Source organism: Gilliamella sp. B3817 (assembly GCF_026536705.1).
GTDB lineage: Bacteria > Pseudomonadota > Gammaproteobacteria > Enterobacterales > Orbaceae > Gilliamella > Gilliamella apicola_I.
This window is the reverse complement of record NZ_JAFNNV010000005.1, coordinates 56,043-74,167: the sequence shown is the minus strand read 5'-3', so window position 1 is coordinate 74,167 and position 18,125 is coordinate 56,043. Positions and strand designations below refer to the sequence as shown.

Here is an 18,125-nt window from a genome sequence, read left to right as displayed (position 1 = left end):
AGTTACTTTGTAGAGTGATTAAAGTTTATAATTTTCTGCCTGTAAATGAAAAATTTGATTATGAAAAATGATGAAAATATGGATTGATGCTGATGCCTGCCCTAACCCTATTAAAGAAATCCTATATCGGGTAGCGAATCGTAAATCAATAATTATAACTTTAGTTGCAAACCAATGGTTAACTATTCCCACGTCTCCGTTTATAAAAAGATTACAGGTAGTAAATGGCTTTGATGAAGCTGATAATAAAATAGTTGAATTAGTTGAAAAAAATGATTTAGTAATCACGTCTGATATTCCATTAGCCTCTGATGTGCTTCATAAAGGGGCTTTTGTGCTAACACCACGAGGTGAACCTTTCACATTAGAAACCATAAAAGAGCGACTTGTGATGCGAGACTTTATGGAAACTATGCGGGCTAGTGGTATACAATCTAAACGCCCTTCTGCATTTTCAAACAAGGATAGAGAAAAATTTGCCAATCAACTTGATAAATTAGTTTGTGAATTATCAAAAGAAGGGTAATCATTTTTTATAGTGCATAATTCTTAAATTTTCAGAAACAGCTCTCTACTTTTGAATGGTTTTGAACCAACATAAGGCTTTAATGCCATTCGAGTAAACCGTTTAGCCGCTTTTAATGTATCCTCATCACAAAATTGACGATAACCTAATGCCAATACTTCTTTACCCGTAAAGCTGGTACTATTTTCAAGTAAACTACTGATAAAGCCCTTTTCCGACTGATATTGATAATACATCGATTCGATAATTTCATCCCCCGTTGCACTACAATGAAAAAAATCAATGTGATAGCCTAAACTTTCTAATAATGCTAATTCAAATGAACGTAACACATTTTCAGCCGGAACCAGCTGCGCTAATTGTTGCAAGCTTTTAAGATAGTGTTCAAAAAGTGTAGGTACGCCAACTTCGGGGACTAAAACTCGATGCAATAACTCATTCAAATAAAAAGCACTATATAACGATACAGAAAAAAGCGGCAACATTAGCGCTATACCTTCAACTTGTCGTAAAGTTTTTATTTCACCCATACCAGAATATTGAACAATAATGGGGGTAAAAGGTTGTAAAATGCCCTTCAATGAAGATTTTTTACGTCTAGCCCCTTTGGCTAACACCGTTATTTTCCCTGCATTTTCAACAAATAAATCGACTAATAGACTTGTTTCACTATAAGTACGAGTATGTAAGACAAATGCCCTTTGCCAATTTTCCATTTAAAATGCCTTTTATCATATAACTATAATTTTGATTAAAAAGAGTGCTTGATTAAAAAATGAATAATTTTTTTAAATTTTCAACTGAAATTAAACTAAATTTCCGATATAATCAATAGCTAACTAATGAGATGATTATAGGATAACTAATAGAAAACCATGGAACTTTTTTCAACAATATTACTTATAGTGCTAATTGTATCACTTTCAGGTGTGGTAATAAAATTACTACCATTCCAAATTCCGTTACCACTTATGCAAATACTACTGGGTTGTGTTTTAGCAGCTTTTGGTATTTATGTAAAATTTGACCCTGAACTATTTCTGGTATTGTTTATACCTCCATTGCTTTTTGCAGATGGACGAAAAACATCAGTCAAAGACTTTGTACATAATGCCAGAGAAATTGTTGGATTAGCACTCGTTCTTGTCGTTATTTCTATAATTGCATTAGGTTACCTTCTAAATTGGATGTTACCAAAAGTTGAATTAGCTGCCGCACTCGCGTTAGCTGCAGTACTATCACCTACCGATGCCGTTGCACTAGGTGGAATAGTCGGTAAAGGGCGTATAGAAAAAGAAAAAATGGAGATTATTGAAGGCGAAGCTTTAATGAATGATGCATCTGGTCTGGTATCATTAAAATTTGCTATTGCAATTGCAACGGGCTTGCTTGAATTTAATTTATTACAAATTAGTCTTTCTTTCTTTGTTGTCGCTCTTGGTGGCTTAGCTGTTGGTGTTTTATTTACTTGGTTATATGCACGTATTTTACGTTTAATTAATAAATTAACCCACAATGATCCCGCCATCCAAATTGTTTTACTATTCTTACTTCCTTTTGCTGCCTATATCCTTGCTGAAGAATGTCACTGTTCAGGGATTTTAGCCGCTGTGAGTGCTGGTATGACCGTTAACCATTCTGGTATGATGCGCAACGCCCCTTTGACCGCTCGTTTACAATCAGATAGTACATGGTCGATGTTAACATTCGTATTCAATGGATTTGTCTTTATTTTATTAGGTATTCAATTACCAAGTATTTTAAATAATACTTTTGCTGAAAACCAAACAGACTCCTCTATTGAAGTATGGCAATTATGCTTTATTGTCGTGTTTGTATTTATCGTATTAATGGGAACACGATTTGCTTGGTTATGGGCTATGAAACATATGCCTACTTTACCATTTGGAACAAAACGTCCACTTGCATTCCGTTCTTATACTACACGCGATCTTTGGATTTCCACTTTTGCTGGTGTTCGCGGAGCTATTACCCTAGCGGGTGTATTATCTATTCCAATGACAATTGGTGGTCGTTATCAACTTGTTTTTATCGCAGCTGGCATTATTTTAATTTCATTAATTACTGCGGTTATCGTCTTACCTATTTTATTACGAGGTAGTGTTATTTTAGATAACTCTCAACAAGATAATGAAATTTTGACAGTTAAGGGGCAAATGGCGGAAGAAGCTATTGTAAGTCTTGAAAAAATGCAAAACAATTTACTTCAAGAAACGTCTGAAGCGGGCTTAGATCAAGAAATAATACATGAAGTTGGTTCACGTGTTATCGGTTCTTTAAGACGTCGAACAGGATTAAAAGATTTAGAACAAAAAGCAATGGAAGCTGAAAATCTTGAAAGACGTATGCGTCTTGTGGCAATTGGTGCAGAACGCACAGCTTTACTACAAATGAAAGTTCGTAATGAAGTGAGTGAAGAAACATTTGAACATTTAAATACTGACCTCGATATTTATGAAAAAATGATATCTGGAGATTCATAAATGATAGCAAACAAACATCAGTTTTTAGGCCATATTCATTCACAGTTTGTTGACAAAGCCCCTCATGTTTTGGGGCTAACTTTACGTTGTATTCCGTTTAATTTGAAAAAACAGGCAATTGAACAACTATTACAACTACAATTTAAACATTCTTTAGAAGATGGTTATCTCGATTTTTTAGAAAATCGTTGGTTAAAAATTGAAGTTACCGATCTTCAACTTACTTGGTTTGTTAGCTTAATTGATAATAAACTCGTAGTGAGTCGAGAGGAAATTGCTGATGTAAGTTTTATTGGTAATGCAAACGATCTGATTATGATAGCAACTCGGCGCCAAGATCCAGACACCCTATTCTTCCAACGGCGACTAATCGTTGAAGGTGATACAGAATTAGGACTGTATGTAAAAAATCTAATGGATTCCATTGAACTTGATTCAATGCCTAAACTTTTAAGGCTGACCCTTGAAAAAATGGCCAACATTATAGAATCTGCGCCGAAAAATACATTTTAAACTGATAACAGCTATGGGGGATTATATTTCCCCCTTTTTTATTGATTATATCATCCCCCCTATCTTACTTTTTCTTACCTATACTATTAATAAAACAGGTATGAATTCTCTAGAAAAGATTGTTTAAATTGCCTATTTATCTGTTACTTAAAAAAATATTATCATCATATTGTGATTAAAATCACAATGTGGCAAAAACTTGATTTTCCTATCTGGTTCATTGTGGCTTAATGAATATTCCTTATCTTTATGGTGCGTACAGAAAATGGAGATAAATTATGCTCAAAAGAAAGACTAAATTCTTCATATTTGTTTTATTAACAATACCTTTTTTTGGTCATTGTTTAGGTTTTCATAACAAAAAAGAGTCGGATTATGTGATTGAACATTTCAAATTTAATAACGGAAAAACTGAAAGTATAAAAATACATTACACTACTCTTGGCAATCCTGACAACAAACCCGTTTTAATATTGCATGGTACAACTGGAAGTGGTAGCGCAATGTTAAATAATAGCTTTGGTCATGCATTGTTTGATAAAGGAATGCCATTAGATGCCGAAAAATATTTTATTATCCTCCCCGACGCAATAGGCACGGGTAAATCGTCTAAACCTTCTGACGGTTTAAAAGGCGATTTTCCTCATTATGATTATACCGATATGGTTAATGCTCAATATCAATTATTAAAAAATAAGTTAAATATTGAGCATGTAGAATTAATCATCGGTAACTCGATGGGAGGTATGAATACATGGAAATGGGTAACAATGTATCCTGATTATATGACAGCCGCTATTCCTATGGCTGCTACCCCTGCGCCAATGTCCAGCCGTAACTGGATTATGCGTAAAATGGTTATCAATGCTATCAAAGATGATCCCGACTGGAACAAAGGTTTTTATACCAAACAACCCCAACAGTTTCAATTAGTCTATAATTACTACAATATCGCAACTAATGGCGGTGACATTGCATGGCAAAAGCAAGCATATAATACGGAAGAAACAGAAAAAATATTAAAAGATAAATTAAACGAACGTGTTACGATGGATACTAACGATTTTTTATATCAATGGGATGCGGCAAGAAATTATGATCCAACCAAAGATTTAAATAAAATCAAAGCACGAATTTTAGCTATCAACTCTGAGGATGATGAAAGAAATCCAGCTTCGACCGATTTAATGGAAAAAGCCATACAGAAGATTCCCAATGCAAAGTACTACTTGATTCCAGCTTCTGAAAAAACTACCGGACATGGCACAACAATGATAGCGGACTTGTGGAAAGCCCAATTGATTCTTTTTCTAGAAGAGAATAATTTAAATTAATAGTTGATATTATTTACTCATGAAGTGAATAAATACGCTTAAGTATTCACTTCTTTCTTATTAAAAAACTCACAATTAACTAACCTAATATTATAAATAATATAACCATTTTTTAAACTTGTAATCTTTCTAATTTTTATCCGTGGATATTAAACGAATAAAGCCATTTGTTTCAACAAAAATTACTTACTTATATGGCAAAATAAATACGTTTAAATAATTTAAATTAAGTAAAATATTGTATAATTTAGGTAAGTGACAGATCAAAAATCATCAAGAGTAAAACGATAAAATGAAAAATAACGCCAAACAACCTACTTTTTACTTTCACGATTATGAAACATTTGGTATTAATCCAGCTCTTGATAGACCCGCTCAATTTGCGGGTGTTCGAACTGATGTTGAGCTTAATATTATTGAAGAGCCTTTAGTTATATATTGTAAGCTAGCACCAGACTATCTACCTAATCCTGAAGCGGTTCTCATTACGGGTATTACTCCACAACAAGCAAATCAAAAAGGAGTGAATGAAGCTCAATTTACCAAATTAATTCATCAAGCATTTAGTGAACCCAATACTTGCATTTTAGGTTATAATAACATTCGTTTCGATGATGAAGTGACCCGCAATATCCTTTACCGTAATTTTTACGACCCATACGCCTACTGTTGGCAAAATGGTAATTCAAGATGGGATCTTCTTGATGTAGTAAGAGCGTGTTATGCCTTGCGACCTGAAGGTATTCATTGGCCTACTAACGATTCGGGTTATCCCAGTTTTCGGTTAGAACATTTAACCAAAGCAAATAATATTACGCATGAACATGCTCATGACGCAATGTCAGATGTGTATGCCACTATCGCCATTGCAAAATTAATTAAAGAAAAACAACCTAAATTATTTAACTATTTTTTTACATTGCGCAATAAAAATAAAGTTGCTGAACTTATTGATATAATCAATATGACCCCTTTGGTACATGTTTCGGGTATGCTGGGTAGTTATCGAGGAAATATGTCATTAGTATGCCCTATCGCTTGGCATCCACAACAAAATAATGCCGTCATTGTTTGTGATCTCACTGGCGATATTGATTCAATTATTGATTTACCAGTGAATATAATACGCGAAAAACTTTATACAAAAACGGAAGATCTTGAACTTGATGAGTCTCGCATTCCATTAAAACTCGTCCATATTAACAAATGCCCTATCCTTGCACCGATAAAAACTTTACTGCCTGAAAATGCTAAACGATTTTCCATTAATATTGAAGAATGCTTAAACAAACAACAAAAGCTATTACAAAATCAAATTTTGTTGCAAGATAAAATGCGAGAATTATTTAGCTTAAGTCATGATTATCCGGCTAATACGGATGTAGATGCACAAATATATAATGGATTTTTGAGTAATCAGGATAAACTATATTGTGAAACAGTACAAACAACACCAGTACAGTTATTAGATAGTTTATCTCTTAAATTTGAAGACCCTCGCTTAAGTACACTTTTTTTTCGATACAAAGCTCGAAACTTTCCTCAAACCCTAACTCATCACGAACAGATGATTTGGCAAGATTATTGTCGTGATAAACTAAATACGCCTAAGATTCAAGATTACATTTTAACTTTAGAATTACTTGCTGAAACTTATGTTCAACAACCCGAAAAATTAGCTTTGATAAAACAGCTTTATCATTACTGCCATTATTTAGTTGGATAATTAAAATTGAGGGGCGTATTATAGACGCCAAATAAAGCAGTCTGTTATTAACAATCAAACAAGTTATTAAATTTTAGACTATGAAACATTTTTTAGCTAAACACGCCACAATCAAACATCGATTATATTCTTTATACTATTCGTTGTTTAGTTATGGTCGCGGATTATTAATTTTAACGTTAAGTCTTTGGGTGGGTAATTTCATCTCTCAGCTCTTACCCATCATGATTCCTGGTAGTATTATCGGTCTTTTAACCCTATTCTTTTTATTAGCTTTTCAAATTATCCCTACTCGTTGGATAAAAAATAGCTGCAATTTATTTATGCGTTATATGACATTACTATTTATTCCTGCTGCAATGGGGATAATGGATAATTACACATTGTTATTAAATAATTGGTTACCCATCATTTTTGGAAGTATTGGTAGTTCACTGTTGGTATTACTATTAACAGCTTGGTTGACAGAAAAACTTCATAAAAAAACAGCCAAAAATTTCGATTTATCAGATAATAATGAGGAAAAACCACTATGATCTGGATGTTACCTTTAACTGTTTGTGTATTTCTGATTATTCGAAAAATTGCTTTCAAAATTAAAACACCATTATTTAATCCGTTAGTGATTTCGGTGATAGTGCTTATTCCAATTATGATAATAAGTCAAACCAGTTATTCAGAATATGTTAGTAATGTCGATATTATAAATAAATTATTACCTTATTCTGTTGTCGCTTTAGCCTTTCCGCTCTACGAACTCATTCCACAAATTAAAGCCCGTTGGAAGTCAATTATCATTATTACCTTTAGCGCGTCAATTGCTTCAATGATAACTGGCGTCAGTATTGTATTTTGGTTAGGTGGAAATACCGAAATAGCTGCGTCGGTTTTACCAAAGTCAGTCACTACGGCTATTGCTGTGACGATTGCCAACAACGAAGGCGGTGTTCCATCAATCGCAGCCCTTTGTGTTATATTGGTTGGCACATTAGGGGGAATTTTTGGTCATCAAATATTAAATATAGCAAAAATAAAATCCGCTTCTGCTAGAGGATTATCAATAGGTGCAGTCTCGCACGCAGTTGGTACTGCTCGGTGTATAGAAGTTGATTATAATGAAGGCGCATATAGTTCTTTATCATTAGTATTATGTGGTATAATGACGTCTTTAATAGCTCCATTTTTATTTCCAATTTTAGTCTTTATTTTTAACTGGTTCTAACATGAAATTAAAAAAAATAATTAAAAGTTTATTTAGTCTTTGCTTCTTACTCATATGTGTAATTGCTGGCTTGGATTATTGGATAAGCTATGAAACCGCACCTTATATATACCACGATGTAAATAAACTGCCCTATCAAAACGTAGGTGTAGTACTTGGTACCTCCAAATATGTTCGAGGTGGTAGTAAAAATGTTTTTTATCAAAATCGAATTAATGGCGCCATCTCCCTTTATAATCAGCATAAAGTCGATTATCTATTACTCAGTGGTGATGGTGAAGATTCTTTTCAAAGCTACAATGAACCCGTCACGATGAAAAAAGATTTAATTAAAGCGGGAATCCCTAGCGATGCAATCGTATTAGATTATGCCGGATTTAGAACATTGGATTCAGTTGTCAGAGCCAACAAAGTTTTTGACGCTAAAAGTTTTACAATTATTACGCAAGAATTTCATTGTGAACGAGCAATATTTATTGCATTAGCCCAGAACATTCAAGCACAATGTTTTGCTGTTCCTGCACCAGATAGTATGAAATTAGTCAGAATTCGTGAAACATTAGCTCGTGTTAGTGCCTTCATCGATCTCTATATTTTGAATAAAGAACCTAAATATTTGGGTCCTGTAATTCCTATCATATCTGAAAAATAATTAATTTTTAAATTTGAATATCATTAAATTTTCAAATTTTATCATAAAGATAAATACTAGATTCATTTAGAATACTATTTGTCTCATATTTTAGATTGCATTTTTATGCAAAAAAAAGTAATATTTAGTCAATTTTTTTAATTTAGCCAACATTTATAATGAATATTGAATTAAGCCATATTAACTGTTTTTATGGTACTCATCATGCATTGAAAGATGTTTCACTTAGTTATCCTCTAGGTGAAACCATTGTATTATTAGGTCAAAGTGGCGCAGGAAAAAGCTCTTTACTAAAAGTATTTAATTTACTTGAAATACCAACATCAGGTGAAATGACAATAGCTAATTCCCATTTTGATTTTTCCAAAAAAATCAGTGATACCACTATCAGACAATTACGTAAAAATGTGGGTATGGTTTTCCAAAACTATAATTTATGGCCCCATTTAACGGTACTTGAAAACTTGATTGAAGCACCTTGCCAAGTACTAAATTTATCTAAAAAAGAATCGACTGATAAAGCAATGTTGATATTACAACGTTTGCAAATTGACGAAATGGCAAATCGCTATCCTCTGCACCTTTCGGGTGGTCAACAGCAACGAGTAGCAATTGCCAGAGCATTGATGATGGAGCCACAAATTTTGTTGTTTGATGAACCTACAGCAGCATTAGATCCGGCTATTACATCGCAAGTAGCTGAAATTATTAACGAACTTTCGCAAACAGGAATAACGCAGATTATTGTAACTCATGAAGTCGATTTTGCTCGTAAAGTCGCTTCACAAGTGATTTATATGGAACACGGTAAAATTATTGAGCGAGGACAATTAGAATGTTTTGCTCATCCTAAAACCGAAGAATTTAAAGCTTATTTATCACATTAATGATTATAAAATTGGGTGGAGATATGAAAAAAACTTTATTTGCTATTTTGCTTGCCAGCGTTGCATTGACGTCTCAAGCATCTGAAAATTTAACTATCGGTACAGAAGCCACTTATGCACCATTCGAATTCACCAATGACAAAAACGAAATTGTCGGATTTGATATTGATGTGATCAACAAAATTTGTGAAGAGATTAACGCTTCTTGTAAAATTGTTAATCAATCTTTTGATGGATTAATTCCTAGTTTAAAAACGCGTCGAATTGATGCAGCAATTGCTGGGATAGACATCACGCCTGAACGTCAAAAACAAATTGATTTTACAAAGATTTATTACGATGATAGCTCAATTCAATTTATTACATTGAAAGACACTTTAACAGATTTGGAACAACTAAAAGGTAAACGAATTGGTATTCAAAAAGGGACAACCTATTTGAAATATTTAAATGAAAAATATCCTGACGTTAAACCTGTTAGTTATGATAGCTATCAGTATGCGTTTTTAGATTTAAAAGCTAAACGAATCGATGCGATTGTAGCCAGTTCTTTTGTCGCGGGTGATTGGTTAAGCAAAGAAACGGATATTGTTGCTTTAGGTGACAAAATTACCGATCATGATTTTTTTGGAGAAGGCTTAGGTATTGCCTTACGTAAAGGCAATGATCAGTTAAGAGAACAGTTTAATCAAGCACTTGATAAATTAAAATCAAATGGTGAACTTGACGCCATCTATAAAAAATGGTTTAACAAATAGCTAATAAACTATCAAATTTGATATTATTGTGATCTCGCCGCTTAAAATGCGGCGAATTTATTTTTTAATTTAAATACGGTTTTTTTATGTCAGACTTTTTAGCATATGCAATGAACTGGATAATGTCCTCAATGGACGGTTTTATCGTGCCTTTAACAAAAGCAACATCCATCACATTGTCATTAGCTTTTGTATCAATGATTGTTGGTATAGTTTTTGCTTTTATTTTCACAATTCTAGAATCCGTTCCATTTAAACCTGTTGCATGGCTAATGTTCTTAATTAGCCTTACGATTCGAGCACTACCTGAATTATTAATTGTCGTTGCAATCTATAATGGTTTACCATTTCTTTTAATGGCACTAGATGATGGATTTGATATGTCATTGATATTTACCTCAGTTCATATCCAAATGCATATTGCCAATACTCAGCCCGATCCGTTTTTATGTGGTGTCATTGCATTATCGCTACTTTATGCAGTTTATGCATCCCAAACGCTCAGAGGTGCATTTAAAGCAATACCAAGCGGCCAAAAACAGGCCGCTCAAGTGCTTGGTTTAAGTAAATTTAGAACGTTCTTTCGTATTATCATGCCACAAATGTGGCGCCATGCTATACCAGGATTAAGTAATCAATGGTTGATATTATTAAAAGATACCGCACTAGTCTCAGCCATTGCAATCAATGATCTAATGATGCAAACCAAAACGATTATTGCACGAACCAATCAACCATTTCTATGGTATGCGATCGCTATGGTAATCTATTTGATTATTTCAATCTTAAGTCAAAAAGTGATTGAACGAATCGAAAAACGTGCAACTTATTTTGAACAACCCTCTTCTGCCAAAAGTTTGTAAGGTTAAATTATGTCTGATAATTTTGTTTATTATCTTAAAATCATCCTACAAGGTCTTCCTGACACGTTAAGTCTGGGAATTTTAGGTATCTTAACTGCGGGGCTTTTGGCTATCGTTTTTTCATGCTTATTATCACTTAATCATTTTGTATTAACAAAGGTAATACGTACTTATATTATTATCTTTACGGGGTCTCCCCTATTAGTTCAGTTATTTTTAATTTATTATGGACCTTCACAGTTTGCTGACTTTTTAAGTCAATTTCCGACATTTTATGATCTCATATCTTCGCCTTGGTTTTGTGCTTATTTAGCTTTAACGCTAAATAGTGCGGCGTATACCACACAAATTTTTTATGGTGCTTTAAAATCTGTTCCACATGGACAATGGCAAGCTTGTGAGGCTCTTGGTATGAATAAACGACAAACCTTAAAAATTGTCATGCCTTATGCTTTAAAACGAGCCTTGTCCACCTATTCCAATGAAGTCGTTTTTGTTGTTAAAGGCACAGCCCTAGCCTCGATGATTCCGGTAATGGATATTATGGGGTATAGCAATCAACTTAATGGTGATTATTACGATTTTTCAATATTTATTGTTGCAGGATTCGTTTACCTCTTGATAAATGGATTATTAAGCACCATTATGAGGATAATAGAGAAAAAAGCCCTCACATTTGAAAACTAATATGAGCCAATTTGATTCAACATCTTTTTTAAAAACAGTCCCACATAAACCGGGCATTTATCAGATGTTTAATGATAAAGAGACGATTATTTATGTGGGTAAAGCTAAAGATCTGAATAACCGACTAAAAAGCTATTTTAATAGTAGTAAAAAAACACTGAAAACGGATATGTTAGTTAGCCATATCCATCGTATTGAATTTACGATTACAAATACCGAAACCGAAGCCCTACTATTAGAACAGACTTACATTAAAAAACATCAACCACGTTATAATGTTCTTTTAAAAGATGATAAAAGCTATCCTTTTATTAAATTAAGTAAAGAAAGACATCCACAATTATCACTTTATCGTGGGGCGATTAATCGCAAAAAAGATGAGTTTTTTGGTCCTTATCCTAGTGGATATGCAGTTAAACAGATTTTAGCGCTATTACAAAAAACGTTTCCGATTAGACAGTGCTTGAACACCACCTATCGGAACAGAACTCGCCCCTGCCTGCAATATCAGATTAAACGCTGTTTAGGACCTTGTGTGCCGGGATTAGTGAGTGATGAAGATTATAACGAACAAGTTAATTATGTGAGATTATTTTTATCAGGACAATCCGATCAGATCTTACAAAAAATCACTGAAGATATGCTAAAAGCAAGTAATGAACTCAATTTTGAAAAAGCAGCAGCATTACGTGATCAGTTACAAGCCATTAAACATATCAACGAAAAACAAGCCATTTACAACAATAATGATAATTTAGATGTTATTGGCTTCCACTACGAGTTTGGTATAGCCTGTATTTATGTCTTATTTATCCGAAATGGACAAACCTTTGGGCATCGTTCTTATTTTCCTAAAGTACCATCAAATACTGAATTGGAAGAAGTAATAGAAACCTTTTTAGGGCAATTTTATTTGCAAGGCAACCAAAATCGTAATATTCCGAAAAAGATCCTACTCAATTTTTCGTTGTCGGATAAACAACCCATGGAAGAGACACTGTCACTTATTGCTGAGCATCAAGTCAAATTGGTTGATCAGCCCAAAGGCGATAATTTAAAGTTACTCAATATTGCAACCGTCAATGCGCAAACTGAAGTGAAGAATAAATTATTAACCAATTCGACAAATAAACAACGTTACGATGCACTTAAAACCTTTTTGGGCATTGATAAAATCAATCGTATGGAATGTTTTGATATCAGTCATTTCATGGGGAAAAACACAATAGCCTCTTGCGTTGTCTTTGATGATAAAGGTCCGGTAAAATCTGAATTTCGCCGCTACAATATTACGGGTATTACACCGGGTGATGATTATGCAGCAATGGAACAGGTATTAACAAGACGTTACAATAAAAAAGATCTACCCGATGATAAAATACCTGATGTTATTTTTATTGACGGTGGTAAAGGACAGTTAAACCAAGCTTTACAAGTATTTGAAGGGCTCAATGTCAATTGGGACAAACATCACCCTATTTTAGTGGGGGTGGCAAAAGGTGCTGAGCGCAAAGAAGGACTTGAAACACTATTTTTTGAAGCACATGGAACCGGACATTATCTTGATGACCATTCGCCTGCTTTATTACTTATCCAACAAATTCGTAATGCATCGCACGATCATGCCATTGTGGGGCAACGAAAAAAAGGGGTAAAACAACTCACCGATAGTGCTTTAGAACACATCGAAGGAATTGGTTCAAAAAGACGGCAAGCATTACTTAAACACTTTGGTGGTTTAAGAGAATTAAAAAATGCCAGTATTGATGAAATAGCACAAGTGCAAGGAATCTCTAAATCGCTAGCCGAAAAAATTTATTTAAATTTACAACAATAACACATTGAAAAATTATAATATTTCAGGCAACATAAGCATTAAGAAACCCCGTTTTTTAATTTTTGTTAATCTATTGATTAATTAAACAAAAAAGAGCTTATGTCACATGAAAATTAATCTTCCTACTATATTAACGTTATTTCGAGTTATTTTAATTCCTTTTTTTGTGCTGGCTTTTTATTTATTTCCAACTGAATGGTCTGGTTTTTTTTCAGCATTAATTTTTCTTATTGCTGCAATAACCGATGTGTTTGATGGTTATTTAGCTAGACGTTTAGGACAAACAACCAAGTTTGGCGCGTTTTTAGATCCAGTTGCAGATAAAATTATTGTCACAATAGCCTTAATTCTGATCACTCAATATTATCAAGCATGGTGGATTTCCATTGCGGCTATAATTATCATTTCACGTGAAATCATCATCTCTGCTTTGCGAGAATGGATGGCTGAGGTTGGAAAACGGAGTAATGTTGCGGTTTCATCTATAGGCAAGTATAAAACTATCGCCCAAATGACAGCCCTAACATGGCTCCTTTGGCGCCCTTGCGATATTGTAATATATGCAGGCCTTGTCGCACTATTTATTGCAACAGTTTTAACGTTAATATCAATGGTGCAATATTTATGGATTGCACAAAATGATTTTTTCGATAATCAATAGGTTTCCAAATGATCGTTTTAAGACATAAATGATTAAAGCAATTTGCCATTTTAAAACGACCTATTTTGCTGATTATTAATACAATGGTGCAATTTACATTCAGAATAAAGTTAAACATTAATCAATCAAACAATTTATCTAAAATTTCTATTGACTGAAAAGATAAGACAGGTAAAATGCACAGCATCCGAAACGCAATTACCTTCAGGTAACTAAGTTTTGAGCCCGGGTGGTGAAATCGGTAGACACAAGGGATTTAAAATCCCTCGGCCTTTTTGGCCGTGCGAGTTCAAGTCTCGCCCCGGGCACCATTTACTACACTTTTCTTATGCGGGAATAGCTCAGTTGGTAGAGCGCAACCTTGCCAAGGTTGAGGTCGCGAGTTCGAACCTCGTTTCCCGCTCCAATATCACATTCAATACAACCTATTGAAGTCAGAAAGGTTTCAATTTTGTTTAATACCTTACTTGTACTGAAATGAAATTTAAAAAATATATTTGTTTAAATACAACTATATTGTTAACGTTTATTGCAAATCAAATTATCTCCTCAAACCCAATTAGATTTTCCCAAGCGAAATAAAATCCACAATATGCTCGCATGCTCAACTACACTTTTTTCATGAAATGAATTCCTCATAAACAATGAGTGCATAATACAGTCCCCATGGTTTTAATCTCTTAAGACATTATTCTACTCAAACTTTGAAGTATCGGTAGCGCAAACACGGAGTCGATGGCCATCAGGATCATTTCCTACAAATGTGTATCCGAAATCGAGCATTTGGGGTTCAAGTTCAATTTTAACGTTTAGTTTTTTCCATGCAGAATAAATCGCATCTACATCATTTTTTGTTACATCACTAAATGACAGCTCAAATCCCCCATAATGATTAGGTGCCTTTGGTGTTATTTTATCAGCCTCTTGAAGTCCCAAAATAAAACCATCATTCAATAAAAATACAGCAAAGCCAGGATAAGTTTCAACAGGTGGACGCCCAAGTATTTTTGTGTAAAACTCTGTGCTAGCATCGACATCTTTGACATAAACAATAACGCTATTAGGTTTAAACATTTTTTCTTTCCTTTTAGTGATAAAAATTAGTTCAATTAATTTTAGTTATCTCTATTTTGATGTAGCATTGCTGACAACTGTATGTCATATTTAAAATTCAATCTAAATTATTTTGCAAACATAAAGCATGAAAATTAATCGTATAATTACTATCATCATGGTATTGCTTCAAAGAGAAAAAATCAGTGGTAAAGAATTAGCCGAAAAATTAAATGTATCATTGCGTACTATTTACCGAGATATACAAGTTATCGAGGGAGCGGGTATACCCATTATTACCTATCAAGGAAGTGCCGGTGGAATAAGTATTTTAAAAAATTATAAAATTAGTAAAGGTCTATTCACTAAAGAAGATGTCATTGTTTTATTAAAAGGCCTCAACTTATTATCCTCACCAGTTTTAAAAGAAAGTGAAAATTTAAGAACACTCGAGAAAATAAAGAGTTTTTTATCAGAACAAGAACTTGATGAAGTGACAAATAACTTAAATCAACTTATTGTTGATTTATCTCCTTGGTTTTCCAAACAAAATATTGATAACAAAATATCTATTATAAGACTGGCACTGAAAGAACAACTGCTTTTATCGTTTGATTATTTAAGTATTAGGAATAAACAAGCAACACGTTTAATTGAGCCATATAAACTTATTTTTAAGGAAAAAGAATGGTATTTACAAGCTTTTTGTCTAACTAAAAATGACTTTCGTGTATTTAAATTGTCAAAAATGTCAAACATTAGAAAAACAAACACTAAATTTATTAGGCAAACAACGCCTAAAGCATTTTCTTTATTCCAAACCGAAATGAAAAAAAAGATTTTTAAAATAAAATTACTAATAGATGAATCGCTTTTGGAACGTATTTTAAATTTTTGTGATGAAAAAGATATTAAGAAATTAAACGAACAACAGTATCTTGTAAATTTTGACTTTATTGATGATGACTACAGTTATGGCATTTTGCTGAGCTTAGGTCATCAATGTATTTGTTTAGAGCCTGAACATATACGTCACGAACTGGTTGAACGAGCAGAAAAAATAATTAAATCTTATAAAAAATCGGTTAATTCATTGATGTCAAATTATTCTATTAAATAACTTATCATCAATGAATAGTCTCGTACCATAAAATGGTAAGTCAAGGTCTAGTAATGAGTGGTTTGTATTGTACAATAACATGAACTAAAAAATTACATGCAAGTCTCCTATCACCAATCAAATGGATGAATCCAATAATTCTTACTCAATTCATTTTGGTAAACAGCCTTAAATAATGATGTCTTTTAAGAAAACAAAAAGATATCGTTTTTAGATGGACTGTTACTGACATTCAAAATTAGCAGGATTATTGGTATTACCCTCACCTTTGTAAACTGTTTTTTGTGGATATGCACATAATGGTCGTTGCAAAGTAAGATTACCATTCTCTATTTTTTTGGCTGTTAGGGTTTTTGGCGGTTGTTGTTTTTCGACCCAATTTACCAGTGATTCAAAACCATTGATCTGGTCTGCACCATCACCACCATTACAATGATCAACGCCCGGTGCCATATAAAGCTTAACAAATTCATCCGTGTGTTTCTGTCCCCCCATTAATTTTACAACGTGATTGTAATAATGAATCGTACCTTTGGGTGGGATTAAACGATCATCCCAACCATGCCAAATAATCATTTTTCCACCGGATTTTTTAAACTGACTCAAATCTGGGTTATCCGTTCCCATAATAGGTCTGAATAAATCTACTGATTCATTAAAATAATCGACAAAGCTTTGGTAGTCCATGTTTTTCCAATCAAGATTTGAATTCTGTGCTATCCAATATTTTAGATAATCAACAGGGATTGGAAATGGTTCACTACCAGCAAGTGCCTCTTGCGGTGCGGTTTTTTCCACACCAAACCATAAGGATTCTCCAAGTTGATTCGTCGGACCTTGCCAAATTTTTCGTAATGCTATAATTTCAGCATCATTAAAATTATGTTCTTTTAAAAAGTTATCAGAAATTTCTAATGCTGTTGGATCATTGATTATACCGTCTTTAATTCCATCTTGTTCATCAGCTAATTGAATTATTGCCTTTCGTAACATTATAAGTTTATGAGTGTCAATCGGATGCCCTAACTCCTTTTGCATAACAACTTGAGGCCACAATTCAGAAGGGATAAATTTGTCCCATTGAATTGCTGGTGCCACAATATAGATACCGTCATATTCAGCGGGAAATCTTTGCGCCTCCATTAATCCTTGTCGCCCACCCGTTGAACAACCATTCCAATATGAATAGTCAGCTGGTTCACCATAATAAGCTTGAATAATTTGTTTAGTTTTAATTGTCATTTCATGAACACTACGATAAGCAAAATCCACTATCGTATCGGCTTGTAACTGATTATTCTTGAATACAAAATCACCTTCAAACAGATTTCCGCTATGTCCGGTATCAGTTCCCACTGTAGCATACCCTTTTTTAACTGCCACAGCTAATTCGTCAAAAGGAATAAAACCAGCATATCCCCCTCCCCCAATGGCTTGTAAACGATGATTCCATTGAGTTGGCATCCAAATTTCAACATTGATTTTAGGTTGAATCACCAATTCAACCCGACAAAGCTGAGGAAGATGAGATATTTCTTTTGTATCCGCATTGCGCAATGAATCCGCTAAATTAGACGGCGGCGTAAAACGATCGGCAATAAGTTCTGTTTTGATAATTTTAGCATCATCAAATTTAAGGTTTACTAATGCTTGGCAACGTTTGTTATCATTAGCGTTTGCAAAATTGAAAGTACCAAAACAGCTTAATATCGTCAAAAATAATAGACAATGTTTCATTCTTACCCATCTCCTTGTGAATTTAATCATTTTTTTAAGTTTACA

General features: G+C 33.6%; 17 protein-coding genes, 2 tRNA genes and 1 pseudogene. 17 read left to right on the top strand and 3 right to left on the bottom strand.

Going from position 1 to position 18,125, the window contains the following annotated elements; all coding sequences use genetic code 11:
- Positions 1-70 precede the first annotated feature (70 nt).
- The gene (locus J3U36_RS07740; protein ID WP_267378736.1) at positions 71-526 is read left to right on the top strand and encodes a YaiI/YqxD family protein; all 456 of its coding nucleotides are present in this window, start codon (positions 71-73) and stop codon (positions 524-526) included.
- A 23-nt stretch (positions 527-549) separates the two neighbouring features.
- Here the strand turns inward: J3U36_RS07740 and recO are convergent, their stop codons facing one another.
- The gene (recO, locus tag J3U36_RS07735; RefSeq protein ID WP_267378738.1) at positions 550-1,242 is read right to left on the bottom strand and encodes a DNA repair protein RecO; all 693 of its coding nucleotides are present in this window, start codon (positions 1,240-1,242) and stop codon (positions 550-552) included.
- A 159-nt stretch (positions 1,243-1,401) separates the two neighbouring features.
- Between recO and J3U36_RS07730 the strand changes: the two genes are divergently transcribed.
- From J3U36_RS07730 to J3U36_RS07660, 15 genes and pseudogenes are all read left to right on the top strand, one after another.
- Complete coding sequence (locus J3U36_RS07730) at positions 1,402-3,030, top strand: Na+/H+ antiporter (protein WP_065557733.1); 1,629 nt, start codon at positions 1,402-1,404, stop codon at positions 3,028-3,030.
- Positions 3,031-3,543 (top strand): ubiquinone anaerobic biosynthesis accessory factor UbiT, encoded by a 513-nt coding sequence (gene ubiT / locus J3U36_RS07725; RefSeq protein ID WP_267378740.1) that lies wholly within the window; start codon positions 3,031-3,033, stop codon positions 3,541-3,543.
- 278 nt (positions 3,544-3,821) lie between these two features.
- Complete coding sequence (locus tag J3U36_RS07720; RefSeq protein WP_267378743.1) at positions 3,822-4,877, top strand: alpha/beta fold hydrolase; 1,056 nt, start codon at positions 3,822-3,824, stop codon at positions 4,875-4,877.
- Between the two features lie 292 nt (positions 4,878-5,169).
- Positions 5,170-6,603 (top strand): exodeoxyribonuclease I, encoded by a 1,434-nt coding sequence (gene sbcB / locus J3U36_RS07715; RefSeq protein WP_267378744.1) that lies wholly within the window; start codon positions 5,170-5,172, stop codon positions 6,601-6,603.
- Between the two features lie 80 nt (positions 6,604-6,683).
- On the top strand, positions 6,684-7,139 hold the full coding sequence (locus J3U36_RS07710; RefSeq protein ID WP_267350977.1) for a CidA/LrgA family protein: 456 nt from the start codon (positions 6,684-6,686) through the stop codon (positions 7,137-7,139).
- On the top strand, positions 7,136-7,825 hold the full coding sequence (locus tag J3U36_RS07705; protein ID WP_267350978.1) for a CidB/LrgB family autolysis modulator: 690 nt from the start codon (positions 7,136-7,138) through the stop codon (positions 7,823-7,825). Before J3U36_RS07710 ends, J3U36_RS07705 begins: the two co-directional genes overlap by 4 nt.
- 1 nt (position 7,826) lies before the next feature.
- Positions 7,827-8,462 (top strand): annotated as a pseudogene (locus J3U36_RS07700) (SanA/YdcF family protein); the annotation flags it as partial.
- Positions 8,463-8,635: 173 nt separating this feature from the next.
- Positions 8,636-9,364 carry an arginine ABC transporter ATP-binding protein ArtP gene (gene artP / locus J3U36_RS07695; RefSeq protein WP_267378748.1) on the top strand — a complete coding sequence of 243 codons (729 nt, stop codon included), beginning with the start codon at positions 8,636-8,638 and terminating at the stop codon, positions 9,362-9,364.
- 23 nt (positions 9,365-9,387) lie between these two features.
- Positions 9,388-10,122, top strand: a complete 735-nt coding sequence (locus J3U36_RS07690; RefSeq protein ID WP_267378750.1) for a transporter substrate-binding domain-containing protein — start codon at positions 9,388-9,390, stop codon at positions 10,120-10,122.
- Between the two features lie 131 nt (positions 10,123-10,253).
- Positions 10,254-10,985 carry an arginine ABC transporter permease ArtQ gene (gene artQ, locus J3U36_RS07685; RefSeq protein WP_416379825.1) on the top strand — a complete coding sequence of 244 codons (732 nt, stop codon included), beginning with the start codon at positions 10,254-10,256 and terminating at the stop codon, positions 10,983-10,985.
- 9 nt (positions 10,986-10,994) lie between these two features.
- Complete coding sequence (gene artM / locus J3U36_RS07680) at positions 10,995-11,672, top strand: arginine ABC transporter permease ArtM (RefSeq protein WP_267378755.1); 678 nt, start codon at positions 10,995-10,997, stop codon at positions 11,670-11,672.
- Between the two features lies 1 nt (position 11,673).
- On the top strand, positions 11,674-13,509 hold the full coding sequence (gene uvrC, locus J3U36_RS07675) for an excinuclease ABC subunit UvrC (RefSeq protein ID WP_267378758.1): 1,836 nt from the start codon (positions 11,674-11,676) through the stop codon (positions 13,507-13,509).
- Between the two features lie 106 nt (positions 13,510-13,615).
- A complete protein-coding gene (gene pgsA, locus J3U36_RS07670) occupies positions 13,616-14,170 on the top strand; it encodes a CDP-diacylglycerol--glycerol-3-phosphate 3-phosphatidyltransferase (protein WP_267350991.1) in 555 nt (184 codons plus the stop codon).
- Positions 14,171-14,393: 223 nt separating this feature from the next.
- Positions 14,394-14,481 (top strand) — tRNA-Leu (locus tag J3U36_RS07665).
- A gap of 19 nt (positions 14,482-14,500) precedes the next feature.
- A tRNA-Gly gene (locus J3U36_RS07660) sits at positions 14,501-14,576 on the top strand.
- Positions 14,577-14,863: 287 nt separating this feature from the next.
- On the opposite strand, the gene J3U36_RS07655 is transcribed toward J3U36_RS07660, so the two are convergent.
- The gene (locus J3U36_RS07655; protein ID WP_267352264.1) at positions 14,864-15,244 is read right to left on the bottom strand and encodes a VOC family protein; all 381 of its coding nucleotides are present in this window, start codon (positions 15,242-15,244) and stop codon (positions 14,864-14,866) included.
- Positions 15,245-15,371: 127 nt separating this feature from the next.
- Here J3U36_RS07655 and J3U36_RS07650 point away from each other — a divergent pair, with 127 nt between their 5' ends.
- Positions 15,372-16,343, top strand: coding sequence for a helix-turn-helix transcriptional regulator (locus J3U36_RS07650; RefSeq protein ID WP_267378761.1), 972 nt, complete (start codon positions 15,372-15,374; stop codon positions 16,341-16,343).
- A gap of 222 nt (positions 16,344-16,565) precedes the next feature.
- On the opposite strand, the gene J3U36_RS07645 is transcribed toward J3U36_RS07650, so the two are convergent.
- Positions 16,566-18,080 carry a tannase/feruloyl esterase family alpha/beta hydrolase gene (locus J3U36_RS07645; RefSeq protein WP_267378764.1) on the bottom strand — a complete coding sequence of 505 codons (1,515 nt, stop codon included), beginning with the start codon at positions 18,078-18,080 and terminating at the stop codon, positions 16,566-16,568.
- Between the last annotated feature and the right edge of the window lie 45 nt (positions 18,081-18,125).